At 69.6% G+C, this 23,516-nt stretch carries 24 protein-coding genes; 15 read left to right on the forward strand and 9 right to left on the reverse strand.

Annotation, left to right across the window (positions count from 1 at the left end; translation table 11 throughout):
• The first annotated feature begins 196 nt into the window (after positions 1–196).
• From ACIBQ1_RS59360 to ACIBQ1_RS59385, 6 genes are all read left to right on the forward strand, one after another.
• Positions 197–328: a hypothetical protein gene (locus ACIBQ1_RS59360; RefSeq protein ID WP_397292197.1), complete on the forward strand. Its 132-nt coding sequence runs from the start codon at positions 197–199 to the stop codon at positions 326–328.
• 52 nt (positions 329–380) lie between these two features.
• Complete coding sequence (helR, locus tag ACIBQ1_RS59365) at positions 381–2,531, forward strand: RNA polymerase recycling motor ATPase HelR (protein WP_397292199.1); 2,151 nt, start codon at positions 381–383, stop codon at positions 2,529–2,531.
• A gap of 202 nt (positions 2,532–2,733) precedes the next feature.
• Positions 2,734–3,984, forward strand: a complete 1,251-nt coding sequence (locus ACIBQ1_RS59370) for a serine hydrolase domain-containing protein (protein WP_397292200.1) — start codon at positions 2,734–2,736, stop codon at positions 3,982–3,984.
• 210 nt (positions 3,985–4,194) lie between these two features.
• On the forward strand, positions 4,195–5,736 hold the full coding sequence (locus tag ACIBQ1_RS59375) for an ABC transporter substrate-binding protein (protein WP_397292201.1): 1,542 nt from the start codon (positions 4,195–4,197) through the stop codon (positions 5,734–5,736).
• Positions 5,733–6,662: an ABC transporter permease gene (locus ACIBQ1_RS59380; protein WP_397292203.1), complete on the forward strand. Its 930-nt coding sequence runs from the start codon at positions 5,733–5,735 to the stop codon at positions 6,660–6,662. The genes ACIBQ1_RS59375 and ACIBQ1_RS59380 overlap by 4 nt, the downstream gene beginning before the upstream one ends.
• Positions 6,659–7,474 (forward strand): ABC transporter permease, encoded by an 816-nt coding sequence (locus ACIBQ1_RS59385; protein ID WP_397292204.1) that lies wholly within the window; start codon positions 6,659–6,661, stop codon positions 7,472–7,474. Before ACIBQ1_RS59380 ends, ACIBQ1_RS59385 begins: the two co-directional genes overlap by 4 nt.
• Before the next feature lie 183 nt (positions 7,475–7,657).
• Here ACIBQ1_RS59385 and ACIBQ1_RS59390 read toward each other — a convergent pair whose 3' ends face one another.
• Positions 7,658–8,605, reverse strand: a complete 948-nt coding sequence (locus ACIBQ1_RS59390; protein WP_397292205.1) for a helix-turn-helix domain-containing protein — start codon at positions 8,603–8,605, stop codon at positions 7,658–7,660.
• A gap of 101 nt (positions 8,606–8,706) precedes the next feature.
• On the opposite strand from ACIBQ1_RS59390, the gene ACIBQ1_RS59395 reads away from it, so the two are divergent.
• On the forward strand, positions 8,707–9,750 hold the full coding sequence (locus ACIBQ1_RS59395) for a saccharopine dehydrogenase family protein (RefSeq protein ID WP_397292207.1): 1,044 nt from the start codon (positions 8,707–8,709) through the stop codon (positions 9,748–9,750).
• Positions 9,751–9,832: 82 nt separating this feature from the next.
• Here ACIBQ1_RS59395 and ACIBQ1_RS59400 read toward each other — a convergent pair whose 3' ends face one another.
• Positions 9,833–10,387, reverse strand: a complete 555-nt coding sequence (locus tag ACIBQ1_RS59400) for an ArsR/SmtB family transcription factor (protein WP_397292208.1) — start codon at positions 10,385–10,387, stop codon at positions 9,833–9,835.
• Between the two features lie 94 nt (positions 10,388–10,481).
• Here ACIBQ1_RS59400 and ACIBQ1_RS59405 point away from each other — a divergent pair, with 94 nt between their 5' ends.
• On the forward strand, positions 10,482–11,780 hold the full coding sequence (locus ACIBQ1_RS59405) for a hypothetical protein (RefSeq protein WP_397292210.1): 1,299 nt from the start codon (positions 10,482–10,484) through the stop codon (positions 11,778–11,780).
• A 235-nt stretch (positions 11,781–12,015) separates the two neighbouring features.
• Here ACIBQ1_RS59405 and ACIBQ1_RS59410 read toward each other — a convergent pair whose 3' ends face one another.
• Positions 12,016–12,429 carry a VOC family protein gene (locus ACIBQ1_RS59410; protein WP_397292211.1) on the reverse strand — a complete coding sequence of 138 codons (414 nt, stop codon included), beginning with the start codon at positions 12,427–12,429 and terminating at the stop codon, positions 12,016–12,018.
• 138 nt (positions 12,430–12,567) lie between these two features.
• Between ACIBQ1_RS59410 and ACIBQ1_RS59415 the strand changes: the two genes are divergently transcribed.
• From ACIBQ1_RS59415 to ACIBQ1_RS59435, 5 genes are all read left to right on the forward strand, one after another.
• Positions 12,568–13,893, forward strand: a complete 1,326-nt coding sequence (locus ACIBQ1_RS59415) for a sigma-70 family RNA polymerase sigma factor (protein ID WP_397292212.1) — start codon at positions 12,568–12,570, stop codon at positions 13,891–13,893.
• A 148-nt stretch (positions 13,894–14,041) separates the two neighbouring features.
• A complete protein-coding gene (locus tag ACIBQ1_RS59420) occupies positions 14,042–14,488 on the forward strand; it encodes a YdeI/OmpD-associated family protein (protein ID WP_397292213.1) in 447 nt (148 codons plus the stop codon).
• Positions 14,489–14,602: 114 nt separating this feature from the next.
• Complete coding sequence (locus tag ACIBQ1_RS59425) at positions 14,603–15,037, forward strand: hypothetical protein (RefSeq protein ID WP_397292214.1); 435 nt, start codon at positions 14,603–14,605, stop codon at positions 15,035–15,037.
• 196 nt (positions 15,038–15,233) lie between these two features.
• Positions 15,234–15,614, forward strand: a complete 381-nt coding sequence (locus ACIBQ1_RS59430; protein ID WP_397292250.1) for a MerR family transcriptional regulator — start codon at positions 15,234–15,236, stop codon at positions 15,612–15,614.
• A gap of 559 nt (positions 15,615–16,173) precedes the next feature.
• Complete coding sequence (locus tag ACIBQ1_RS59435; RefSeq protein ID WP_397292216.1) at positions 16,174–16,800, forward strand: hypothetical protein; 627 nt, start codon at positions 16,174–16,176, stop codon at positions 16,798–16,800.
• Between the two features lie 431 nt (positions 16,801–17,231).
• Here ACIBQ1_RS59435 and ACIBQ1_RS59440 read toward each other — a convergent pair whose 3' ends face one another.
• Positions 17,232–17,717, reverse strand: coding sequence for a hypothetical protein (locus tag ACIBQ1_RS59440; protein WP_397292217.1), 486 nt, complete (start codon positions 17,715–17,717; stop codon positions 17,232–17,234).
• 309 nt (positions 17,718–18,026) lie between these two features.
• Here ACIBQ1_RS59440 and ACIBQ1_RS59445 point away from each other — a divergent pair, with 309 nt between their 5' ends.
• The gene (locus tag ACIBQ1_RS59445) at positions 18,027–18,800 is read left to right on the forward strand and encodes a phosphotransferase enzyme family protein (protein WP_397292218.1); all 774 of its coding nucleotides are present in this window, start codon (positions 18,027–18,029) and stop codon (positions 18,798–18,800) included.
• Between the two features lie 55 nt (positions 18,801–18,855).
• Here the strand turns inward: ACIBQ1_RS59445 and ACIBQ1_RS59450 are convergent, their stop codons facing one another.
• The 4 genes from ACIBQ1_RS59450 to ACIBQ1_RS59465 form a co-directional block, all read right to left on the reverse strand.
• The gene (locus ACIBQ1_RS59450; protein ID WP_397292220.1) at positions 18,856–19,245 is read right to left on the reverse strand and encodes a PPOX class F420-dependent oxidoreductase; all 390 of its coding nucleotides are present in this window, start codon (positions 19,243–19,245) and stop codon (positions 18,856–18,858) included.
• Positions 19,246–19,587: 342 nt separating this feature from the next.
• Positions 19,588–19,995, reverse strand: a complete 408-nt coding sequence (locus ACIBQ1_RS59455; protein WP_397292221.1) for a hypothetical protein — start codon at positions 19,993–19,995, stop codon at positions 19,588–19,590.
• A gap of 50 nt (positions 19,996–20,045) precedes the next feature.
• Positions 20,046–21,275 carry a serine hydrolase domain-containing protein gene (locus ACIBQ1_RS59460; protein ID WP_397292223.1) on the reverse strand — a complete coding sequence of 410 codons (1,230 nt, stop codon included), beginning with the start codon at positions 21,273–21,275 and terminating at the stop codon, positions 20,046–20,048.
• Positions 21,276–21,283: 8 nt separating this feature from the next.
• Positions 21,284–21,745, reverse strand: a complete 462-nt coding sequence (locus tag ACIBQ1_RS59465) for a hypothetical protein (RefSeq protein ID WP_397292224.1) — start codon at positions 21,743–21,745, stop codon at positions 21,284–21,286.
• 222 nt (positions 21,746–21,967) lie between these two features.
• Here ACIBQ1_RS59465 and ACIBQ1_RS59470 point away from each other — a divergent pair, with 222 nt between their 5' ends.
• Entirely contained in the window at positions 21,968–22,678 is a 711-nt protein-coding gene (locus ACIBQ1_RS59470; RefSeq protein WP_397292225.1) for a tetratricopeptide repeat protein, read from the forward strand.
• A 94-nt stretch (positions 22,679–22,772) separates the two neighbouring features.
• Here ACIBQ1_RS59470 and ACIBQ1_RS59475 read toward each other — a convergent pair whose 3' ends face one another.
• Positions 22,773–23,468: an SDR family NAD(P)-dependent oxidoreductase gene (locus ACIBQ1_RS59475; RefSeq protein WP_397292227.1), complete on the reverse strand. Its 696-nt coding sequence runs from the start codon at positions 23,466–23,468 to the stop codon at positions 22,773–22,775.
• Positions 23,469–23,516: the final 48 nt, after the last annotated feature.

The following is a 23,516-nucleotide window of genomic DNA, read 5'->3' on the forward strand; positions in this document are numbered from 1 at the left end:
CCTGAAGACTCGCACCCTCTACAACGAAGCAACCGCTTGGTCGCATCGTGCCGAAGTGCTCACGGCTTGACATCTAAGCTCCTGGGATGTCTTTCCCTTCTTAACGTATAGCGCACCGGGGGGCTTGCGGCAAGACCCGGGTGATGCCGCAGAATCGTCGGCCGAGGCCAGGGCCTGCGGAAATGGGGGGCGCTGAATGCGCGTGTGGTTGTCGACGTACGGGTCGCGCGGGGACGTCGAGCCGACGGTGGCGCTCGCGGGGCCGGCGGTGGTGGCCGCCGAGCTGCTGCTGGACACGATCAGCCGAGACCCGTCACGCAGGTCCTGAAGCCTTGCCACGCGTAACGGTCGCAGTGCGACCCCAGATCGGAGCTGATGACGTGAACCCGCTGACCACCAGCGCGTTTGACCTTCCCGGCCACCTGTCCCCCAAGGCCGACCCGGCGCTGATCGCCGGCGACGAGCGGCACTTCGCGGCCATCGCGGAGAGCCTCGACCAGTCGATCGCCGAGCTGTCCGAGCGCCTCGACGCCGAGCGCAAGGCGCCCGGCGGCAAAGGCCGGCAGGCGCTGGACCGGGACCTGGAGATCCACCGGCTGACCGCTCGCCTGCGTGCGCTGCGCCGCTTCGGGCTGGACCTGTGCCTCGGACGCATGGTCAGCGCGGACGACCCCGAGCCCGTGTACGTCGGGCGGCTCGGCCTCACGGACAGCACGGGCCGCCGGCTGCTGATCGACTGGCGCTCCCCCGCAGCCGAGCCGTTCTTCGGCGCGACCCACGCCAACCCGATGGGGCTGGCCAGCCGCCGAAGGTATCGCTGGACCCGCGCCCGGGTCAGCGACTACTGGGACGAGGTGTTCACGCCGGACGGGTTCGAAGGGCACGCCGCGCTCGACGACCAGTCCGCCTTCATCGCCAGCCTGGGCGGCAACCGGTCGGGACGGATGCGCGACGTGCTCGGCACCATCCAGGCCGACCAGGACGCCATCATCCGCGCGGGCTCCGGCGGCGCTCTGGTCGTCGACGGCGGTCCGGGTACGGGGAAGACCGTCGTCGCCCTGCACCGCTCGGCGTACCTCCTCTATTCCGATCCTCGCCTGGGTCACAACCGGGGCGGCGTGCTGTTCGTCGGCCCGCACCAGCCGTACCTGGCCTATGTCTCCGACGTCCTCCCCAGCCTCGGCGAGGAGGGCGTGCAGACCTGCACCCTGCGGGACCTCGTCTCCGAGGGAGCCACGGCGGCGATCGAGCCCGACCCGGACGTGGCCCGCCTGAAGTCGTCCGCGGACCTGGTGAAGGCGATCGAGCCGGCCGTCAGGTTCTACGAGAACCCGCCCACCAAGGGGATGACGGTCACGACCCACTGGTCCGACATCTGGCTGAGCCCCGACGATTGGGCCGAGGCGTTCGAGGCCCCGGAACCCGGCACTCCGCACAACGAGGCACGCGACCGGATCTGGGAGGAACTGCTCACGATCCTGGCGGACAAGCATGACGACGAGGACCTCTCGCCTGACCTGCTGCGCAGGTCGCTGCTGCAGAACAGGGAGCTGCTCACCACCTTCAACCGCGCGTGGCCGCTGATCGAGGCGGCCGACCTGGTCGGCGACCTGTGGTCCGTACCCGCCTACCTGCGGATGTGCGCCCCCTGGCTCAGCCCCGACGAGGTCAAGCGGTTGCAGCGGGCGGACGCCCAGGCCTGGACGGTGTCCGACCTTCCGCTCCTGGACGCGGCCCGGCAGCGACTCGGCGACCCGGAGGCGGCGCGGCGCAAGCGCCGGCATGACGCCTCCGTCGCCGCCGAACGCGAGCGCCTGGCCAGGGTCGTCGACGACCTGCTCGAGGCCGACGACGACGGTGAAGGCGCGGTGACGATGCTGCGCGGGCGCGACCTGCAAGACGCCCTGGTCGACGACACCGCGCCGCCCGGCACCGCCCCCGACCTGCTCGCCGGCCCGTTCGCGCACATCGTCGTGGACGAGGCGCAGGAGCTGACCGACGCGGAGTGGCAGATGTTGCTGCTGCGCTGCCCGTCCAGGAGCTTCACGATCGTCGGGGACCGTGCCCAGGCCAGGCACGGGTTCACGGAGTCGTGGCGGGAACGGCTCGAACGGATCGGGCTCGACCGGATCAACCTGGCCTCCTTGAGCATCAACTACCGGACGCCGGAGGAGGTCATGGCGGAAGCCGAGCCGGTCATCCGGGCCGCGCTCCCGGACGCCAACGTGCCGACCTCCATCCGCGGCAGCGGCATCCCCGTCGTGCGCGGATCCGTTTCGGATCTGGGCTCGATCCTCGACACCTGGCTCGCCGAGCATGCCGACGGGATCGCCTGCGTCATCGGCGACCCCACGTTCCGGTCGACGTCCCGCGTCCGGTCGCTGACCCCGGAGTTGTCGAAGGGGCTTGAGTTCGACCTGGTGGTCCTCATCGATCCGGAGGCGTTCGGCGCGGGCATCGAGGGAGCGGTCGACCGGTATGTCGCGATGACCCGGGCGACCCAGCGGCTCGTCGTCCTCACGAGCTCCTGACGTCGGTCGCGGCGGGAGCGGCGCTCATCAGCTTCCTGCGGCCGTCGTGCGGGCCGGGCCGCGGTGACCGGGCCCTCGCGCACCACGCCCGCCGGCACTGCGAGCTGCCGAGTTGCGTACAACGTTCGCGCATGAGTACAGTGTGCGCATGGCGACAGAGGCCGCCTTGATCAAGAACTGACTACGCAAAGGATGTGGAGCAATGTCGAAGTTCACCAGCTGGGACACGAAGGACGCCTGGGGCCAGTGGGAAGAGCGCGAGCGACCCGGCCTGTCGCAGGCGGGGCTGGACCGGATGCGGCGGGTGCTGGCCGCGCACGTCGAGTCGGGCGCCGTACCCGGCCTGGTCGCGCTGGTCGGCCGGGGTGACGAGACGCACGTCGAGACCATGGGGACGCTGCACGCGGGCGGCGCCGAGCCGATGCGGCGCGACACCCTCTTCCGCATGGCGTCGCTCACGAAGCCGATCACCGCCACCGGGGTGATGATCCTGGCCGAGGAGTGCCGGCTGCGGCTGGACGACCCCGTCGACGAATGGCTGCCCGAACTGGCCGACCGGCAGGTGCTCAGGAGCATCGACGCCCCGGTGGACGACACCGTCCCCGCCACCCGGCCGATCACCGTACGCGACCTGCTGACCTTCACCTTCGGCTTCGGCGTCGTCCTGGCGGCGCCGGACACCTACCCCATCCAGACCGCCATCCGCGAACTCGGCCTGGACACCACCGCACCGGACTTCGGACCGGACGAGTGGATCCGCCGGCTCGGCACGCTGCCGCTCATGCGCCAGCCGGGCGAGCTGTGGCAGTACCACGTCGGCTCGGACGTGCTCGGCGTCCTCATCGCCCGGGTCAGCGGGCAGCCGCTGGAGGAGTTCCTGCGCGAGCGGCTGTTCGCCCCGCTCGGCATGAAGGACACCGGCTTCCACGTGCCCGCCGACCGGATCCACCGCCTGCCCACCAGCTACGCCCACGACCCCGGCGACGGGCGGCTCATCGTCTGGGACGAGGCCGCCGGCGGCAAGTACGGCAAGCCGCCGATCTTCCCGGCCGGCGGCGACGGACTGGTCTCGACCGTCGACGACTACCACGCCTTCTACCGCATGCTCCTGAACAAGGGCACCCACGGCGGCACGCGCGTCCTGTCCCGGGCCTCGGTCGAGCTGATGACGACGGACCACCTGACGCCGGGACAGAAGACCGAGAAGGACGCCTTCGGCGACCACTTCGGCCGGCACGGCGGGTACGGCTTCGGCATGGCGGTCCGTACCCACCGCCGCGACCTGGCCTCCCCGGGCCAGTTCGGCTGGGACGGCGGCCTGGGCACCACCGCGTACGCCGACCCGGCCGAGGACCTGGTCGGCATCCTGCTGACGCAGAGCGCGATGGACTCCGTCCACACGCCCCGCCTGCACAAGGACTTCTGGACCACCGCCTACCAGACGATCGCCTGATCCCCCGGGTCCGCCGGGTCCGCCGGGTCCGCAGCCTCTCCGATGTGCCATGATAGCGAAAACGATTTTCGTTTCGGCAATGAGGGGTCCTATGCCCAACCCGCCCCTGCCGCGCAGGTTCATTTCCGATCGGGGCGAGATCCGCGATCGTCAGAGGAGCCCTGCCCCGGCAACGGGCGCCTGGACACGAGCCTCTGGATCGGAGATGGGATGCGGAAACGAGCCGCGATCATGCTGGCGACGCTCTTGGGAATGCTCCTCGCGGGGTGCGGCGGCCAGGAACCGCCGGGCCGGAACGACCGCCAACTGACCCTGGCCGCCCCGCGCGACCTCGTCGCCGGTCCCGCGGATCCGTACTACACGCACCAGACGTTACGGGTGTGGGAACCCCTGGTGACCGTGGACGACAAGCTGCGGCCCGTTCCCGCGCTGGCCACCGGCTGGGAAAGCGTGGACCGGGGGCGGCGCTGGACGTTCACGCTGCGCGACGGCGTACGGTTCAGCGACGGGACGCCGCTGACCGCCGAGTCGGTGGTCGCCAACATCAGGCGGTTCCTGCGGATCGCGCCCCGCCAGTCGGCGTTCTTCAGCCTCGACGCCGGCATGGAGGCGGCCTACGGCAGGCTCGGCGAGGTCCGGGCCGAGGGCGGCAAGGTGACGTTCGTCCTGGAGCGGCCGGTGGCCGACCTGCCGAGCAGGCTGGCGGGCTTCTACAGCATGATCCAGTCTCCGAAGGCGTTCACACCCTCGGGCGACTTCGCCGGCAAGCCGGTGGGGACGGGGCCGTACACGCTGGTGAACTGGGTCAAGGGACAGCGGGCCGAGCTGGCCGCCAACCCGCATTACCACGGCGCCGCCCCCGCCTACAAGAAGATCGTGGTCAGGGTGATCCCGGACGCCAACGCGCGGGTCGCGGCGTTGCGCGCCGGCGAGGTGGACGGGCTGATCGACAAGGGCGCGCTGCTGCCGGGGCAGGTCGCGGCGGTCGCTAGCGGCTTCCGGGTCGTCCGCAGCCCCTCGGTGCTGACGCACTACCTGACCTTCAACGCCTCGCGGGAGCCGTTCGCCGATCCCCGCCTGCGCGAGGCGGCCGACCTGGCGATCGATCGGCAGGCCATCGCCGGCAAACTCCTCGCCGGCACGGCCGTGGCGGGCGCCGGGTTCCTGTCACCGGTCTTCGGCGACCTCGCCGAGCCCGGGCCGACCGTGCGCTACGACCCGGGCAAGGCTCGTGAGCTGGTCACCGCCGCGGGCGCGCCCGCCAAGCCCGTCTCCATCCTCATCTCCTCGGCCGAGACCGGCCAGTTCCCCTACACCGACATCGCCGAGGTGCTGCGCGCCGCACTGGAGCAGGCGGGCCTGCCCGCGAAGGTGACCGTGGCCGAGGCCACCAAGTCCGTGATGGAGGCCGGGGACTACGACCTCTTCCTCAGCGCCTACAGCGTGCCCAACGGCGACGCCGACTACCTGTTCCGCCGGTTCCTGCGCTCCGACGCCTCCTGGAACGTCGAGCGCCGGCTCGGCTACCGCAACCCCGAGTTCGACGACCTGATCGACCAGGCCGCCGAGCAGACGGACCCGGCCCGTCGGCGCGACCTCTACCACCGGGTCCAGCGGCTGCTCGCCGCCGACCGCCCGATGATCCCGCTCGCGTACCAGGACAATCCCATCGTGACGACGAGTAAGGTCGGCGGGGTGGCGCAGAGCGTGGCGTACGTGGTCGACCTCGGCAGGCTGGCCCCCCTGAGGTGACGGCCACCGTCCTGCGGCGCGCCGCCGAACTCCTGCTCGTGCTGCTGGGCCTGTCAGTGCTGGTCTTCCTGCTCACCTCGCTGGCGCCGGGCGATCCGGCCGAGGAGATCCTGCGGCGCGGCGGCATCCAGCCGACGGCGCGCAGCGTGGCGGCGCTGCGCGCCGAACTCGGTCTCGACCGGCCGCTGTTCACCCGGTATCTGCGGTGGCTGCTCGCCGTGCTGCGCGGCGACCTCGGACAGTCCTACGCCGACCGCTCCCCCGTCGCCGCCGAGATCCTCTCGCGGGTTCCGGCGACCCTGCGGCTGGCGGGAGCGGCGGCGGTGGTCGCGGTCGTACTCGCCGTGCTCGCCTCCGTCAGGGCCGCCTTCAGGCCGGGGGCGCCCGACAGCCGCGCCGTCGCGCTCGTGACGGTGGCCCTCGCCGGCGTCCCGCCCTACATCGTGGGGATCCTGCTGATCAGCGTCGTCGCGGTCGGTCTGCGCGCGCTGCCCACGGGCGGCGCGGACAGCCCCGGCGCCGTGGTGCTGCCCGCCCTCACCCTCGGCCTGGCGGGCGCCGCGACGCTGCTGCGGCTGCTCCGGGCCGACCTGGCCCAGGCCTTACGGCTGCCGTTCGTCAAACTCGCCACAGCCAAGGGGCTGCGCCCCCGGCGCGCGATCATGGTGCACGCGCTCCGCCTGGCCGCGCCGAACGCCATCACGGCAGCCGGTACGGTGCTCGCGGAACTGCTGGCCGGGGCGGTGGTGGTCGAGACGCTGTTCTCCTGGCCGGGTGTGGGACAGCTCGCGGTGTCGGCGATCAGGCAGCGGGACCTGCCCGTCGTGCAGGCGTACGTGCTGGTCACCGCGGTCACGACCGTGCTGGTCCTGGCCCTGGTCGAGCTCTGCCTGGCGGCCTGCGACCCGCGGGTGCGCCGCCGATGACCGGCCGCGCCGGCGCCGCGCTGCTCGCCCTGGTCGTCCTGTTCTGCCTGCTCGCTCCCATGCTGTCCGGGTACGACCCGTACCGACCCGACCTGGAGCGCGCTCTCCTGCCGCCGAGCACGGAACACTGGTTCGGCACCGACCAGCTCGGCCGCGACCTCCTGACCAGAACCGCCGCGGCCGGCCGCATCTCGCTGCTGTTCGCGCTGGCGATCACGACGATCACCACGATCCTCGGCACGCTGTTCGGCACCGCGGCGGGGCTCGCCGGCGGCCTGCCCGACCGGCTGCTGCGGCTGGCCGCCACCACGGCACTCGCCCTGCCCGGACTCACGCTGGCGCTCGCGCTGGCCGGCGTGCTGCCGCCCGGGTACGTCACCGTCCTGGCCGCCCTCGTACCGCTCGGCTGGGTCAACTGCGGCCTCGTCGCCCACACGGCGACCCGGCGGGTGGCCTCCTCCGACTACGTCCTGGCCGCGCGGGCCATCGGCGCCACCCCGTTCTACCTGCTCCGGCGTACCGTCGGACCGCACATCGCCGGCCCCGTCCTGACCGTCGCCACCGCGGACTTCGCCAGGACGCTGATCGCCGTCACCTCGCTGAGCTTCCTCGGCATCGGGCTGCCGCCACCGGAGACCGACTGGGGCGGCATGGTGAGCGAGGCCACGCCGCTGCTGGTCGCCGCGCCACGCCTGGCGATCGTGCCCGCCCTCGCCCTCGCCGTCACCGGACTGGCCGTCGCGCTCGCGGTGGACGCCATTGAGGAGCCTTCCTCAGAGAGCGCTCCTCGGGCGCGAGCCATGCGTCCCTGAGTCACCGGCGTGACATCGGTGATGGTCACGCCCGGTGCCGGCGCGCCGTCGTCCACGGCTCGGCGCACCAGCGGGTCACCCGCCTCGGTGAGCTGCGCCCAGGCGCAGTGCTCGTGCGCCACGTCGGGGTCGGTCGCCCGGTCGCGGCTCAGCGCGATGGCCGGCCCGGCGAGGACCGCGGTCTCACGTGCGGAACGTCCGGCGGTAGGCGTCCGGCGGTACGCCGATCGTGCGGTGGAAGTGGCGGCGCAGTGTCGTCGCCGTGCCCATGCCCGCGGCCGACGCGATCGTGTCGACGCTGTCGTCCGTGGTCTCCAGCAGCTCCTGCGCGCGGCGGATCCGCTGCGTCAGCAGCCACTGCAACGGGGTGGTGCCGGCTACCGAGCGGAAGTGGCGGGCCAGGTGGCGCGAGCTCATGTTCGCCTGGCGGGCGAGGTCCTCCACGGTGAGCGGCTGGTCCAGCCGCCGCATCACCCAGGCGAGCAGCTCGGCCAGAGGATGGCCGTCCTGGGCGGGCACCGGCGTGGTGACGAACTGGGCCTGGCCGCCGGCCCGGTGCGGCGGCACGACCAGGCGGCGGGCGACCACGTTGGCGACCGCCGAGCCGTGGTCGCGGCGTACCAGATGCAGGCACAGGTCCATCGCCGCGGCCTTGCCCGCGGACGTGAGAACGCTGCCGTTGTCGACGTAGAGCACATCGGGGTCGACGTTCACCTGGGGATAGCGCGCGGCCAGTTCCTCGGTGTGGGCCCAGTGCGTGGTCGCGCGCAGCCCGTCCAGCAACCCGGCGGCGGCGAGCACGAACACGCCCGTACACAGGGAGACCACCCGCGCGCCCGACTCGTGGGCCGCGCGCACCGCCTCGACCAGGTCGGCCGGCGGGTCCACGTCGACGTCCGCCAAGGCGGGGACGATCACGGTGTCGGAGCGCGCCAGCCGGTCGAGCCCGCAGTCCGGCTCCAGCAGGAACCGGCCGACCCGGACGGCGTGCGTGCCGCACACGCTGACGTCGTACCAGGGGCCCGGCAGGGCGTCCGGGGCGGAGCCGAACACCTCGTAGGCCAGGGACAGCTCGAAGTGCAGCATCCCGTCGGTGGCGGCGACCGCGACGGAGCGCGGGAAAAGGCTCATGTCGGGAATTGTACGGGTCATGTCGTTCCGGACACTGGTATCGGCGGCCCGAAAAGGACAGGATTTCCGTAGTGAAACACTTCGAGCACGTGGGAGCGGGTATGGGATCGGGTCGGAACGTGGCGGTGTTCGGCGCTTACGGGCACACCGGGCGGTTCGTGGTCGCGGAGTTGCGCGAGCGCGGATATGTCCCGCTGCTCCTCGGCCGCGACCAGGACAAGCTGCTGGCGCTGGCGCAGGCCCAGCCGGGGCTCGAGACGCGGCAGGCGTCGGTCGACGATCCGGCCTCGCTCGACCGCGCCCTGGACGGCGCGGCCGCCGTGGTCAACTGCGCCGGCCCCTTCGCCACGACCGCCGCCCCGCTGGTCGAGGCGGCGCTGCGCGCCGGCATCCCGTACGTCGACGTGGCGGCCGAGATCGAGGCGAACGTCGACACGTTCACGAACTTCGCGGAGCGCGCCCGCGCCGCGGGCACCGTGGTGCTCCCGGCGATGGCCTTCTACGGCGGCCTCGGCGACCTGCTGGTCACCACCGCGATGGGCGACTGGACGGCGGCGGACGAGGCGCACATCGCCTACGGCCTGAGCAGCTGGCACCCCACCGCCGGGACGCTCGCTTCGGGCACGGTCTCCGGGCAGCGGCGGGGCGGCCGCCGTGTCCGTTACGCCGGCGGCCGGCTGGAGTACCACGATGACGCCCTGCCGACCCTGGAGTGGCCCTTCCCGGCTCCGCTCGGCCCCCAGAGCGTCATCGGCGAGTTCACCATGGCCGACGTCGTCACCGTTCCCAGCCACCTGGCCATCCCGGAGGTACGCACGTACATGGCCGCCAAGGCGGCCGCGGACCTGTCCGCCGGTGACGCCTCGGCATTGACCGCCGTCGACGAGCTCGGCCGCTCCGCGCAGACCTTCGTCGTCGACGTCCTGGTCCGCTCGGGCGGCGCGGAACGCCGCGTGGCCGCCACCGGTCAGGACATCTACGCCATCAGCGCGCCGCTCGCGGTGGAGGCCGTCGACCGCATCCTCACCGGCCGGACCAGGACCACCGGCGTCGTCTCCGCGGGCGCGGTCTTCGACGCCCCGGACTTCCTCCGCGCCCTGTCCTCGCACCTCTCGGTGGACGTCCCGCTCGACACCCGCGGCTGACCTGCGACCCGTACCGTGCCCAGCGTGGTCGAGCATGGTGGCCAACCTTCCGGACGCTCCGGGCACGCCGCGGTGGAGGGGATCAGGAGCCGCGGGGGTCGGGGAAGCCGATCCAGCGCAGCAGGATCATTCGGGCGTCGGCGGGTGCGTGGTCGCGGTCGGCGCCGAAGCGGTGCACCAGCTTGAGGTACTCCTCGTGGAACTCCTTGAGCTGTGCCTTGGTCATGAAGGTGCTGGAGCGGGAGCCCTGCTGCCAGTCGCTGGCCTCGTCCCGGTTGCGGGCGAAGGCGGACAGCATCCGCAGGTCCTCGGCGAGTTTGGAGTCACCCAGCCGCTCGGCGAGGTCTTGTTCGGCGTCGGTCAGCTCTTCGCGGGCGGGCATCCGCCGGTCGGCTTTGACGACATCCCACCAGCGTTCGCGCCCTTTGGCGCGGTCGCGCAGCTCGGTCACGAAACCGGTGTCGGACAGCATCCGCAGGTGGTAGCTGGTCGTCCCGGTGTTCTGACCCATGGCCTTGGCCAGCGTGGTGGAGGTGGCCGGGCCGTGATTGGCGAGGTGCCTGAGGATCTCTCGCCGCAGCGGGCTGGCGAGTGCCTTCATCGCCGCCGGGGTGTGCATGACCGGGTCGGTTGACATTTGACCAGCTTAGCCGCACCGGGACCGTCGTGCAGAAAACTTCCTGCAGAGAAAAACTTGCAGAAAAAATTCTGTAACGTTAGGGTCGGCGCCCATGAGCTGGAAACGAATCGCCGGGCTGTCCTTCGTCACCGCACCGCTGTCGGTCCTGGTCGGCTGGGCTTCGATGCGCCTGGGCGGTACCGGCGGCCAGGAACCCGGCTGGACCCTGGCCCACATCGCCTGGGTCGTCAACAACGTCATGTACGCGATCGTCTGCGTCGAGCTGTATCGACGAGCCAGGGACACCACCCCGGGAGGGCGGACACTGGCCACCGGCACGCTGATCGCCGGTGTCATCGGCGCGGGCTGCCTGCTCATCCAGATGGTGATCGATCTGGTGGTGGGCTTCTCCACCGACAACCGCACCGACATGCGGGCCCTGAGCGGCCAGATCCACGCCCTGCCCGGGGTGCAGCCGGCCGTCTACGACGTCGGGCCGGCGCTGCTGTTCCTGGCACTGGTCGTGCAGGCGATACACCTCGCGACGCAAGGCAGGGCCACCGCACTCTTCGCGACCCTGGTGACCGTGGCGGTGCTGGTCAACGGCGCCGAGCTGCTGGTGGAGATCCCGTTGCGACTGGCGCAGGCCGGATCGGCGCTGATTCTGTGGCTGGCCTTCCTGCCGGTAGGACGTGAACTGCTGCGCCGCGGCCCATCCGACCCGACGACCTGGCGAACCCTCGCCGGGTGGTCACTCATCCTGGCGCCGGTGGGGCAGATCGGCGGCTGGACGTTCATGAGGTTCGGCGGCAACGAAGGAGTCGAGCCATGGTCGACGATCGCGCATTCGGTGTGGCTCATCGGCTTCGTGCTGCTGGCCGTCGCCTGCGTCGAACTGTTTCGCCGGGTCCGGAGCCACGGTGCCGGGCAGATCCTCGCCAGGGTGAGTCTGGCGGTGGCCCTGATCAGCGTTGCCGCCTCGATCGCCGAGATGCTCGTCGACCTGTACGTCCTGTCCGCCACCGACGACCACGCGCAGTTGAAGGCCCTGGACCAGCAGATCCGCGGCATCCCGGGAGCCGAGCCGATCCTGTACGGATTCGGCACCCAGCTTGTCTACCTTGGGTTCCTGGCCCTGATCATCCAACTGGCCATCCTGAAGCGGATCAGCACGACGACCTTGGCACTCGTGCTGGCCACCCTCGTCCTGTTCGTCAGCTACGAAGTGCTGGACGGACCCAGCCGCCAGGCCCTCATGCCGTTCGCGGTCCTGTGCATGTGGCTGGCCCTGGCGCCCTTGGGATGGCGGCTCCTGAAGCCTTCGACCTCCCCTACGACGACATCGCGTACATCATCGACACCCCCGTCGCCACCTGCCGCCAGCACCACCACCGCGCCGCCGGGAAGCTGACAGCAGGCCGCGACCGCTTCCACCCCTCCGGCGCCGAGCACGCCGAGTTGGTGGACGCTTTCTCGACGCCGCGCGGAGCGGCGACCTGACCACGCTGGCCCACCTGCTGGCCGAGGACGTCACGGCCTGGAACGACGGCGGCGGCAAGGTCCGCGCCGCGCCCGCGGGCCAAGGGCCGGAGCGGCGCGAAGACCTCGTCCGACGACGCGCGGCGATGGCCGCGTCACTCTGGCGGCTACTCCGCGTAGGGCTGGTCCGTTGCCTGGGCGCTGTAGCCGAGACTCCAGATGTAGCCGTCCAGGTCCGCGAAGGAGCCGCCGTACCCGCCCCACGGCAGGGCGCCGGCGGGCTTGAGGATCGTGGCGCCGGCCTTCTCCGCCTCCGCGATGATCTCGTCGACCCGTGCCTCACCGCGGACGACGTAGGTGAGGACCAGCCCGCTGAAGCCGCTGCCTTCCGGGCTTGTGCCCACCTGGGCGGCCAGACCTTCCCGGCTGTAGAAGCCGACGAGCGAGCCTCCGTCCGATTCGAAGAACACCGAGACGCCGTAGTCGTGCTTGACCGTCCAGCCGAGCCCATCCGTGTAGAACCGCTTGGCCCGGTCCAGGTCCCGGACGCCGAGGAGGATCGAGCTGACGTTCGCTTTCATGCCGTGTCTCCTTGTACTGCTTGCGATGTGGGTGCTGCCTGAACCGGCAGGTGTGACGTCCTGGCCGGACCCGGATGTCACATCGGCGTGAGTGCGCCGGTCAATTGATATGACCGCCGAAACGGAGGAATGTGACAGATGGCCGAGCAGGACTGGGTGAGCGAGCGATTCGCCGAACACCACGACCGCTTGCACGCGGTGGCGTACCGGATGCTCGGCTCACCCGGCGAGGCCGAGGACGCGGTGCAGGAGGCATGGCTGCGGGTCAGCCGCGCCGACACCGGCCAGGTGGAGAATCCGGCCGGGTGGCTGACCACAGTCGTCGCCCGCGTCTGCCTGAACATGCTCGAAGCACGCCGGACCCGGCGTGAGGAGTCGGCCGGGGCGCTGCCGCCCGAGCCGGCCGTGCCGCACGCGGGTGTCCACCCGACCGGCGAGTCCGACCCCGAGAACGAGGCGCTGCTGGCCGATTCGGTCGGTGTCGCGCTGATGGTGGTGCTGGACACGCTGGCTCCCGCCGAGCGGCTCGCGTTCGTCCTGCATGACGTGTTCGCTGTGTCGTTCGGCGAGATCAGCGCCATCATCGACCGCTCTCCGGCGGCAACCCGGCAACTGGCCAGCCGGGCCCGGCGCCGGGTGCAAGGAGCGGCCGGGGCGTCCGATGCCGCGCGGTCGGCAAAGCGGGAAATCGTCGCGGCCTTCCTGGCCGCCTCCCGGAGCGGGGATTTCGCCGCCCTGCTCGGACTGCTCGATCCGGACGCCGTGGTCGGCGAGGTCCGCGGCGACCACGCGGTGGCGGCCTTCTTCGCCGGACGGGCTCAGGCCGCCCGGCTCGCCCTGGTCGACGGCGTTCCGGCGGCCGTCTGGTCGCATCGGGGCCGGCCGAAGGCCGTCTTCTCGTTCACCATCGGCGACGGGAAGATCACCCACATCGCCATCGACGCCGACCCGGACCGGATCCGCGACCTCGACATCGTCTTCCTTCCCCGCCGGCGCCAAGGAGCGGCGTCGACCGGCATGGATCTCAGGCTCTCGTCCTGCTCTCTCGCTGTCCATGACGTCGAGGAGGCGCTCGGCTTCTACCGTGACGTGCTCGGCTTCGAGGTACGCGACGACGCCGAACCCGAGGGGGCGCGGCGGGTGAGCCTCGGCCTGCCGTCACAGCCGGACGTGCAGATTTTCCTCGAATCCCGCGCCGCGGACCCGGGTGTCTTACCGGCTGACCGGCAGGCGATCGAGGACCTGATGGCCAAGGGCCTGCTGGGTCGTCTTGCCTTCGAGACCGGCAACTGCGACGCCACCTTCGAGCACATCGAGGCCGCCGGCGCCGAAGTGATGCAAGAACCGATCGACCAGCCTGACGGTGTCCGCGACTGCGCCTTCCTGGATCCCTCCGGCAATGTGCTGCAATTCACCGAGCCGCGGCAGGTGGTCCTGGCACTCGCATTGCAGCAGGCCGATTGACCGACCACCCATGCCGATGCGAGACCAGGGCCCGGGACGGCCAGCCGCGGTGCCTGATCACCGTTGCCGCGGGCATCCAGGGCACGGCGATAGCGTGGGCGGGGCGGGCTGGATCCACAGTGAGCCGGCAGGACAGCGGGAGCAGATCATGAAGTTTCGAGCCTACGTCGAGCCTGTGGAGCCCATGAGGGGGCTCGAAGTTCCCGAAGAAGTCGTGGAGGCGCTCGGCGGAGGCAAGCGGCCGAGGGTGACCATCACGATCAACGGGCATTCGTGGAAAAGCAGGGTCGCCATCATGCGCGGCCGCTACCTGCTCGGCCTGAGCAAGGCCAACCGGCAAGCCGCCGGCGTCGTGACCGGCGACGAGGTCGAGGTCGAGGTGGAATTCGATGCCGAGCCTCCTGTTGTGGTCGAGCCCGCGGACTTCGCCCGCGCCCTGGACGCCGACCCGGTCGCGCGCGCTGCCTACGACCGCCTGGCCTACAGCCACAAGCGCGAGCACGTGCTCGCTGTCGAAAACGCGAAGAAGCCCGAGACGCGCGTACGGCGGATCGAGAAGGCCCTGGCGATGCTGCGGGACCGGGAGCGTTCGTAGCGGGCCGGGGCCGCAGCTCACCCGGGAACTGATCAGGTTCCGCCGGGCGTCGGCAGCGGCGCGATTCCCTGCGGGGAATCGCGCTACCCCGCCGGCGTCCGCACACTGCTGTGCATGAGCAACCCACTCGATATCAAGCAATGCGCCGACCGATACGTCGCCCAGTGGAACGAACCCGATCCGGCGGCGCGGGCCGCGCTCATCCGCGAAGTGTGGGCGTTCGACGGGGTCCAGGTGCTGGTCGACCCGCCACAGGAGATCCGGGAGGCCGCCGCGGGGCTGGCGTTTCCGGTGCCGCCGCTTGAGGTCCGGGGTCACGACGCCTTGAACGCCAGGGTGACCCGGGCTTACGAGATGTTCGTCGCATCGGGCGAACACGTCTTCGAGTGCGCCGAAGCGGCGTCCCTCCTGCTGCCCAACGTGCTCGGCGTCCGGTGGTCGATGGTGTCCACCCACACGGGACAGCCCGTCGGCGGCGGCCTGGACATCCTCTCCCTGGACGGCGATGGCCGGATCCGCACCGACCACCAGTTCATCGGAGTGAATTGATGCGCTTCACGAGAATTATCCGCACGGAGGACGGCGGATCGGCGTTCGAGGAGAACGAGCGCAGGCCCTTGGCGGCCAGGTGCTTCTCCAACTCGTCGGGGCTTTGAGTGGCAGCGTCGGGCAGTCGGTAGTACTCCTCCAGGATGGCGCGGGCGGTGTCGTCGTCTCTGACCGCGCAGTCCCAGTTTCGGGGGCGGTGAAAATCGGACAGGTTGCCCGCGAGGCCGGGGTCAGCGTGGACACGGTCCGCTTCTACGAGCGGCGCGGCATCCTTCCCGCCGCCGAGCGTCGGCCCTCGGGGTATCGCGTCTTCGACGCCGCGGCGGTGGAGCGCATCCAGATGGCCAAGGCCCTGCAGGAACTGGGCTTCACCCTCGACGAAGTCAGCGACGCCCTGACCGCTCACGACCAGGGCGGTGCCACCTGCGACAGCCAGCGGTGGCGGCTGGAGGCAGTGGTGCACCGGCTCGACGCCAAGATCGCCGAACTGACCAGGGCCCGACACGCCGCCATGGAAGGTCTGCAGGACTGCCGGGCCGGCCGATGCCGACTCACGAACGGCCTTATTCGTCACTGAGCGCTACGTAGCGTTCGACCGCCGCGATCCGAGCGGGTCACTCGTTCTGCGACTGCACCGACCCACATCGCACGATGTCGATCTGCGGCGAGTGCGTCACCATTGCCGCCGAGATCTTCGCCGCCCGCGATCCACAATCAGGTCATTTTTCCTGCAACGAACGATCGGCCGTAGACGGCCGGCGTGCCTCGCAGACAACTGGACGCGACGAAAACGACCCGGCGGCAGGCGCGAGGTTCAAACTTGCGCTCACAGATACGTGCGAGTGGCCACGTGGGACAAGCTGCTTACCGAACTGCCGGCCGGCTCTTCCTCGCCGCGTGTCGCCGAATGCCAATGGGCCGGAACGAGTGTCGTGACATGTCTCACGACATGCAAAGAACACCAAAATCTTTGTTCGACGACACCTCTCTGAAAGGTATCGGATTTGACGGGTTGTTTGGGTTCATTGAGGTGAATGAGATATTCCTTGTGGGTATGTACGCTTCCGTCTGAATGCCTGCTTCGATGCGGGTGTCAGATTTCGCGTCGATTTATCCATGAATGGAAACGAGAGCACGTGAATACTGAAATTCGGCATTTGCTGACGCCGCGCTACAGGCGTATCGCGAAGCTCCCGCTGGCCGCTGCGGCCGCCGGCCTCCTGTTCGTTCCGCTGGGCCAGGCAGTGGCGAGCGCGAGCACCACCCCCCTCCAGCCCAACTCAGCCATGGGCTGCTCGGACGAGTGGGGCGTGTGCGACGTCCTCTGGTGGGGTCATGACGACAAGTCCGACCACGACAAGAAGTTCGACCACAAGAGGTTCGACCACAAGAAGTTCGACCACGACCGAAAGTTCGACCGCGACAAGAAGTTCGAGCACGACAGGTTCGAGCACGACAAGAAGTTCGACCGCGACAGGTTCGAGCACGACAAGAAGTTCGAGCACGACGAGTCCGAGCACGAGAAGAAGTTCGACCGCGACAAGAAGTCCGATCGCTTCAAGTTCGACCACGTCAAGATCGACCACCTCAAGTTCGATCACGACAAGAAGTTCGAGCACGACAAGAAGTTCGACCGCGACAGGTTCGAGCACGACAAGAAGTTCGAGCACGACGAGTCCGAGCACGAGAAGAAGTTCGAGCACGACGAGTCCGAGCACGACAAGAAGTTCGAGCACGACAGGCATGGCCACCACGGTTGGTAGCCGTAGCGCACGGGTACGGACCAGGGTGAGAACGCCCGCCCGGGGAAGAGTTCGGCGACGACGCCCTCCCTGGAGACCGAGGGCATCCCTTAGGACCGTGATCGGTGATTGAGTCGAAATCACTCTCGGCCGCTCGAGCAGGTGAACGACAAATGCCGTGGCAGATCAATTTTGTTACGGCATTTGTCGCCTGACCTCATTAGAGTCGGCGGAGTTTGGAGTATTCGGGCCGTGACTTACCCGTCGCGTTGGTTCGCCAGTCGCCGGCAGAGCCGATGACACGTTGATTGTGTGCCCTGCGTCGCGCCGTCAACATCGACCTGCCCCGCACCGGGAAGCCCCGCAGCCCGAACCTGGCACTCGCTTACCGAGCGCTGTGCCCACCACCCAGCAAGCGTCGGGCATCGCGCCGGCGCACCCCGTCGACTACATCACCTACCGCGGACCAGCTCAGCCAGGTGGTGCAGCGAGTTCGTGAGATGTTCAGGGCCGAACGGCGGGAACTGGATGTACTCCCGGATGGACTGCGGCACCGCCGACCAGTCGTAGGTGAGCGTGACCTCGGTCTCGGACGGACCGAGCGGCGCAAGGTCGTAACGCCAGATCCAGCCGCCGAACTCCAGATGACCGTCGCTCTTCTCGTACCCCGTCAGCCAGCCGATGGCGCGCGGCGGGTCGAGCGCCTGGACCTTGTTGACCACCCGGTAGTCACCGTCCGGATGGTTGGCGTGATACATGTCCATCCGGAAAATCTGCCCCACCTCGGTCAGCGGCGCCTGGTTGACAGCTTCCTGGACCCAGCCGGTGCCATCGATCGCAGAATGGGTCGTCGGGTCCGCCAGCACCGCGAACACCCTCGCGGCGGGCACGGCGAGAGCCAGGGTGGCGCTCACGTTCTCCTGGTCCACGGTGTGCACGCTCCTTGTCATCCCATCTCGGGCCTCCCGCAGGCGCGGAAGGATGTTCCCAACATGCAGACGACGCGGCGAGGCGAAACTCATCGGCCGAGTGGGCGCAACCCGCACCCGCGCCGGCAGATCACCGTTTCCGTCGCGCTACCACGGCTCTCCGTCGACAACTTGGTATGGTGCCCGGGTTGCACCGTTTGCAGAGTATGGCGGCGCTTGAGGGAGAGGGGCCAGGCGACGATGCAGGCGTCAGAGGTCCCGCGTGCGGTGGCCGCGGCCAGGTCGACTGCCTCATCACTTGGCCTGACAGTCGACGACGTGATCGTTCTTCATGACTCGAACAAGCTCACGCTGCGTCTGCTGCCTTGCGACGTCCTGGCCCGGGTGGCGCCTGTAGCGCATCAGGTCGCACAGTTCGAGGTCGAGCTTGCTCAGCGGCTCGCCGAATCCGGGTGCCCTGTGGCTGCTCTCGAGCCTCGGGTGGAGCCGCGCGTCTATGAGCATGACGGGTTCGTGGTCACGCTGTGGACCTACTACGAACCCGTGACACCTCAAGAGGCCTCACCAGCCGACTACGCGAATGCGCTCGAGCGACTGCATGCCGGCATGCGCGAGCTCGATGTCCCGACGCCGCACTTCACGGACCGGGTCGAGCAGGCTCAACGACTCGTGGCCAACCGCGACCGCACTCCGGCACTCGCCGACGCCGACCGGGAGCTGCTCGGCGACACGTTACGAAGCCTGAGACGAGCCATCGGCGAGCGCGGGAGCGCCGAGCAGCTGCTGCACGGCGAGCCGCACCCGGGCAACGTGCTCACCACGAAGAACGGGCTGCTGTTCATAGATTTCGAGACGTGTTGCCGTGGGCCTGTCGAATTCGACCTCGCCCATGCGCCCGAAGAAGTCAGCGAGCACTATCCGGGTGTCGATCAAGACCTGCTGCGCGAGTGCCGGATCCTCATGCTGGCGATGATCACAGCGTGGCGCTGGGATCGAGGCGACCAACTCCCGAACGGACGCCGGCTGGGCACAGAGTGGCTCGGCCAGATCCGGGCAGCGCTCGATCGCAAAGGGCTGGATACCCCTGGCTGATCGCGGGCCTTCGAGGTCGTAGCCGGCAACACCTGCCCTTCTCAAGCGCGTGCTTTCAGACCTTGCGGCTCGACCTGGGGCCGTCCAGGCCCCACGAGATGATCTGGGTGGGCGCGATCGTGATGATCTGCCGGGCCAGCCCCGGGAGCGGCGGCTCGTGGTCCGTCAGGGCAACCGCCGAACCGCGGATCTCGATGCCGCGCGGCGTCCACGGGTCCGTTGCGGCGAGGTCGTCCACGACGAGCGAGGCGGTGCTGCCCTGCTGGACGTTCCTGAACTTCTTGGTGGCTCCCAGCGCGCCGCCGCCAATCGTGATCGTGCCGGCGGCGGCGTCCACGAAGAAGTTCACGGGGTTGTTCTGGACCTGGCCGGTCGGGGAGACGGTGGCCAGGCGGCCGAGGGGTTGGCCGGCCAGATAGTCGAGTTCGGCCTTGGTGAAGATCATGCGAGCTAGCCTCCAATCTTGGCACCGGCCTGGTCAAACCGGTCCCGTTCCGGTTCGAGGGTGGCCTGGCGCGGCGGTGGGCTTCTCATGGAAGCGGCGACATGACGAGGTCGTCGCCCCCGAGCAGTACGCCGCGGTGATGGAGCTCGTCGGCATGTGGCGTTTCCGTTTCAGTGCGGTGCGCCGGCCAGATCGGCGGGATCAGCGTCGGCCGGCGGAGCATGCGAGGTGGCGACGCGCCCTGGCGGGGCTCGGCCCCGTCTGACCCGCCCTCGTCGCCGTGTCACCGGGGTCCGGAGAGGACCCCGGTGACAAGCTGTGGCTGCGCGGGTCGACCTGGCATCAAGCGGCGTCGAGGGCTTCGGTGATCTTGCGGATCATCTCGGCCAGGGTGGGGCGGGGCTCGCCCTGGTGGGTGCGGGCGGCCGCGTCGATGGCGACGAGGACGGTGTTGCGGAAGTTGTCGGCCTCTGCCGGGTCCTGCTGCTTGAGCAGGCTGACGGATGCGGTCAGAGCGGGCAGCACGTGGTCGGCGAGTTCGGCGACGGACTTGCCGTTCAGGTTGATGTCCCTGGTCTTTTCGGCGAGCACGTGGCCGATCAGGCCGGTGGCCGAAGCCAGGGCGATGGAGCCCTCGGTGGCGACCTTGTGGGGCTTGCCGGCGGCATCGGCGGCGGACAGCAGCGTGACGGCGCCGTAGGCGGCGGTGCGCAGGGTGGCCTTGTCCTGGTCGGTCAGGGTGATGGACATGACGGTGTGCTCCTTCGAATCTGTTGGAGAAGTCGGGTGACCCGACCTGGTCAGTCGTCGAGTGCCTGGTAGAGCGTGGTCCAGAAGTCGTGGATAGCCCGCGGTGAATCCGGGGTGGACATCCCGACCTGGGTGAGCACGATCCCGGTGAGCTGGTTGGCCGGGTCGGCGTAGACGCTGGTGCCGGTTCCGCCGTCCCAGCCGAACTGGCCGATGGGCGCGTAGTCGCCCCGGTAGGTGCGCACCGCCATCCCCACGCCCCAGCCGCCGTGCAGCCCCTGGCCGTACGACACATGGACGTTGTCGCGAGCCAGGGTGTTTCGGGCGGCGTTCTGCTCGGGCGTGAGGCGGTTGGTGGTCATCAGCTCGACGGCGGGCCGGGACAGGATGCGTTCGTTCCCGTGCATCCCGCCGTTGAGCAGCATCTGGAAGTAGGCGTGGTAGTCGTCGACGGTGGAGGCCACATCATTGGCGGCCGACTGGAACTGTCGAGGTTCGCTGTACAGTCCGCCTGCCGCCTCGTCCCACACGAGGAACTCTCCGGTCTGCGGGTCGGGGGCGTAGCTGGGCGGCAGCCGGTCGATCTTGCCGGCGGGCACGTGCAGGCCGGTGTCGGTCATGCCCAGCGGGTCGAGGATGCGTTCGCGCAGGAACGTCTCGAACGGCCGGCCGGTGACCCTCGCGACGAGCACGCCCAGCACATCGATGCTGATGTGGTACTGCCACTGCTCTCCGGGCTGGTACATCAGCGGCAGCGTGCCCAGGCGGCGCATCCACTCGTCCGGTCCGGGCACCGGCGCTCCATGGCCGGTGAGCTCCAGCTCGAAAACCTTGCCCATGATCGGAAAGCTCATCGCCGTCAGATCCATGCCGAGCCCGAAGGTGGAGGTCAGCAGGTCCCGTACGGTGATCGGCCGCCGCGCCGGCACGGTGTCGTCCAGCGGGCTGTCGGGCCGCTTGAGCACCTGCCGGTCGGCCAGTTCGGGCAGCCACTCCTGGACCGGGTCGTCCAGCCGCAGCCGGCACTCATCCAGCAGGACCATCACCGGTGCGACCGTGAGCGGCTTGGACGTCGAGGCCATCCGGAAGATCGTGTCCCGCCGCATCGGCGCGCCACCGTCGTGGCGCATCGTCCCGAGCGCTTCGACGTGCGTCTGGCCACCCCGGCTGACCAGGGCGACAACACCGGGGATCTTCCCCGACTCGACCGGCCGCGCCAGCACCTCACGCAGCCTGCGCAGCCCCGCCTCGGAGAAGCCGCCGCTGCTCTGTCCCATCATGAATCTCCTCACCTACAGTGTTCGATCTTGCGAGACCTGCCCCGGTGTGGCCCGGTTCGCAGCCCCGAGGCCGCGGTCGCCGAACCGTTCATGTCGCCTACTGTCGCCAACCGCGCTGATACCGGACCGTCGTTGTCCTGACATCGCCGCTGACACGCAACGGGAAGTAGCCGGACAGTCGTGGCTCCGGGCACGATGAGCAGCTCGACATCCTTGTGACGGTCGCCACACCGCTGTGTCCTGGGGGGCCGCAGGGTGAGCGTGTCCTGCTCGGTAAGGGCGGTGGCGGCGTGCACCCCGGCGTACCAGCCCTGCCGCGCCGGCACGGACCGGGCCCGATCCACCTGGATCCCCAGCGGCTCCACCCGCCCCTCGGCAATGGCGAGCAGCAGCGCGGCGAGCGTCCCGTCCGCTTCCCACCGGACGGGCAGCGCGTCCGGCTCCGCGAGCAGGGAAAACGTCGGGTGCATGGCCATGAGCCTCGGCCGGCGAGGTAACGCGTTCGTCGCTATGCGTCCTGCTCGCGCTGATACTGAAGCACTCTGGAGGCATGTCCCCGGTCGACAACGACACGAGGTGCTCACGATGGCAGACGGATTGCGGGCGCGCCGGCGAGGACGCCTGGTCGTTGTGGCATTGGGTCCGATCGCCGGAGTGACGGCCGGAGGACTCACCAACCTGCTCACCATGACGTGGAACTGGTGGCTGTTCGGCGGGCTGGTCCTGATGACCAGTCTGGTGAGTGTCAGCACGCTGATCGCCTTGCCGCGCCGCGATCCATCGGACCCGACGGCGCCTCAAGCTGCAATGTCCACAAGTGGCTCGGCAACCTCGCCCAGGCCCGGGCGCACGCCACCTTCTGCTTCGAAGTCGCCTCCTCAGGCGACAACCTCGTGGAACAGGCATTCGCCCATTCCAACCTCGGCATCCTCGACCGCCTGGAAGGCAGCCACATCACAGCACGCGAACACCTCACCCGGGCAATGGGGCTGTTCGAGCAGGCCGGGCAACGCCGTGGTATCGGCATCTGCCACCGGCAACTCGGCATGCTGGACGAGCACCTGAGCCGGTACCAAGACGCTCAAGCCCACCTGGACCAGGCCCTCTCCCTGTTCCAGGAACTGGGAGACGTCATGAACCAAGCCGACACCCACCACAACCTGGCCGTCGTTCACCGCGGTCTAGGCACTCCGGGAACCGCCCACGAGCACGCCACCACCGCGCTCGCCCTCGCCTGCCAGATCAGCCACGTCCAAGGGCAAGCCGACGCACACGCCGAACTCGCCCATCTGGCCCGATCCACCGGCGACCACACGACGGCGAACGTCCACCTCCGCCAAGCTCACGATCTTCACCAGCGCCTTCACCATGCCATCGAAGCGGAACCCCCAGAACCCCGCTAGCCGGCGTCCCGGGGGTGTGTCGAACCGCCCGCCTACCTCGTTGAGCAGGGAGTTCTCCAAGCGCCAGGACCCGGCGAGAGGTCAGGTCGGCGGATCAGAAACCGATCGTGGTCTCGAAGGTGTCGCGGGCCTGGGCAAGCTGGTACCAGCGTTCGGCGATCGCATCGGGATCGCCCTCACCCCCGCCCGGGACGATCGCGACACCGATGCTCACGTGCCCGACGTAGACGCCGTCGGCGGCCAGATCGCCCTCGATGGTCTTTGCCCAGTGCCGCAGGCCGGCCTGGGCGATGGCGGCGTTGCCGAGCAGCGGGATCGGCAGGATCGCCGAGGCGCCGGTGGTGAACAGCAGCGCCCCGTCACCGGCCTTGCGCATCGCGGGCAGGACCGCCGCGACGGCGGTGAGCGCGCCGCCGACGATCAGGTCGACCTGGGCGCGGGCCGACTCGGGCGTGGTCTCCAGCGCGGTGGTGAACCCCATCGCCGCGGTGTCGGGAACCGGCCCGGCGCTGTGGTCCCAGGCGGGGGCGGGACTGTAGGACAGGACGCCGATCCGGCCGAGATCGGCGGCGGCGGCCTCCAGCGCGGCGGTCAGCCCGGCGCTGTCGGTGACGTCGGCCGGGTACGCCCCGGCGGTGATCCCTTCGGCGGCCAGGGAGTCGGCGATCGGCTGGAGCTTGTCGCGGTTGCGGGAGATCAACGCGACCGGATGTCCGGCCGCGCCGAACCGCCGGGCAATCGCCCGGCCCAGACCCGGCCCGGCACCGACGACGGCGATGGTGGAAGACATGGAGATACCCCACATTGGTTACGATTTGTAAGTAGCTCCACCATAGGC

Source organism: Nonomuraea sp. NPDC050153 (genome assembly GCF_044460125.1).
Taxonomy (GTDB): domain Bacteria; phylum Actinomycetota; class Actinomycetes; order Streptosporangiales; family Streptosporangiaceae; genus Nonomuraea.

Coding starts and splice junctions, on each gene's coding strand:
- ACIBQ1_RS59410 (WP_397292211.1), bottom strand. CDS start 12,429: ATGAAAGCGAACGTCAGCTCGATCCTCCTCGGCGTCCGGGACCTGGAC.
- ACIBQ1_RS59405 (WP_397292210.1), top strand. CDS start 10,482: ATGAGCTGGAAACGAATCGCCGGGCTGTCCTTCGTCACCGCACCGCTG.
- ACIBQ1_RS59455 (WP_397292221.1), bottom strand. CDS start 19,995: ATGTCCATCACCCTGACCGACCAGGACAAGGCCACCCTGCGCACCGCC.
- ACIBQ1_RS59385 (WP_397292204.1), top strand. CDS start 6,659: ATGACCGGCCGCGCCGGCGCCGCGCTGCTCGCCCTGGTCGTCCTGTTC.
- ACIBQ1_RS59395 (WP_397292207.1), top strand. CDS start 8,707: ATGGGATCGGGTCGGAACGTGGCGGTGTTCGGCGCTTACGGGCACACC.
- ACIBQ1_RS59400 (WP_397292208.1), bottom strand. CDS start 10,387: ATGTCAACCGACCCGGTCATGCACACCCCGGCGGCGATGAAGGCACTC.
- ACIBQ1_RS59360 (WP_397292197.1), top strand. CDS start 197: ATGCGCGTGTGGTTGTCGACGTACGGGTCGCGCGGGGACGTCGAGCCG.
- ACIBQ1_RS59465 (WP_397292224.1), bottom strand. CDS start 21,745: ATGCACCCGACGTTTTCCCTGCTCGCGGAGCCGGACGCGCTGCCCGTC.
- ACIBQ1_RS59420 (WP_397292213.1), top strand. CDS start 14,042: ATGAAGTTTCGAGCCTACGTCGAGCCTGTGGAGCCCATGAGGGGGCTC.
- ACIBQ1_RS59450 (WP_397292220.1), bottom strand. CDS start 19,245: ATGATCTTCACCAAGGCCGAACTCGACTATCTGGCCGGCCAACCCCTC.
- ACIBQ1_RS59415 (WP_397292212.1), top strand. CDS start 12,568: ATGGCCGAGCAGGACTGGGTGAGCGAGCGATTCGCCGAACACCACGAC.
- ACIBQ1_RS59425 (WP_397292214.1), top strand. CDS start 14,603: ATGAGCAACCCACTCGATATCAAGCAATGCGCCGACCGATACGTCGCC.
- ACIBQ1_RS59370 (WP_397292200.1), top strand. CDS start 2,734: ATGTCGAAGTTCACCAGCTGGGACACGAAGGACGCCTGGGGCCAGTGG.
- ACIBQ1_RS59375 (WP_397292201.1), top strand. CDS start 4,195: ATGCGGAAACGAGCCGCGATCATGCTGGCGACGCTCTTGGGAATGCTC.
- ACIBQ1_RS59460 (WP_397292223.1), bottom strand. CDS start 21,275: ATGATGGGACAGAGCAGCGGCGGCTTCTCCGAGGCGGGGCTGCGCAGG.
- ACIBQ1_RS59475 (WP_397292227.1), bottom strand. CDS start 23,468: ATGTCTTCCACCATCGCCGTCGTCGGTGCCGGGCCGGGTCTGGGCCGG.
- ACIBQ1_RS59390 (WP_397292205.1), bottom strand. CDS start 8,605: ATGAGCCTTTTCCCGCGCTCCGTCGCGGTCGCCGCCACCGACGGGATG.